1 protein-coding gene is annotated in these 494 nt (G+C 64.4%); it reads left to right on the top strand.

Going from position 1 to position 494, the window contains the following annotated elements; translation table 11 throughout:
- The coding region (locus ACYP5B_RS21700) for an ATPase, T2SS/T4P/T4SS family (RefSeq protein ID WP_459571041.1) at positions 1–494 on the top strand (494 nt) is incomplete at both ends.

The following is a 494-nucleotide window of genomic DNA, read 5'->3' as shown; positions in this document are numbered from 1 at the left end:
CTCAGCATCCGCCGTCACCGGGAAACCAACCTGTCTCTGACCGACTATGTCCAGATGGGCGCGTTCTCTTCGCGTGTTGCGCGCAACACCACCGACGACAAACCGATCTTCGACGGCCTGGTGGAAGACGAGGCGCTGAAGGCGGCCCTTACCCAACTGGTCGTGCAGCGCAAGAACATCCTGGTCGCCGGCGGCACGTCCTCAGGCAAGACCACGCTGCTCAATGCGCTGGTCGCGGAGATTCCGCACACCGAGCGGGTGCTCTCCATCGAAGACACGATGGAACTCAAGATGACGGTGCCCAACAAGGTGCGCCTGCTATCCAATGCCGACACCCGCGTGACCACGCAGCACCTGGTCGCACTGTCACTACGCTTCCGACCCGACCGCATCCTCGTTGGCGAGGTGCGCGGCGGCGAAGCCTTCGACCTCTTGCAGGCGCTCAACACCGGCCACGACGGCGGCATGGCGTCGCTGCACGCCAACAACGCCCG

It is taken from the genome of Cupriavidus sp. 8B (assembly GCF_054589115.1).
The sequence above is the reverse complement of the archived record's forward strand: the minus strand, read 5'-3'. Positions and strand labels throughout refer to the sequence as shown.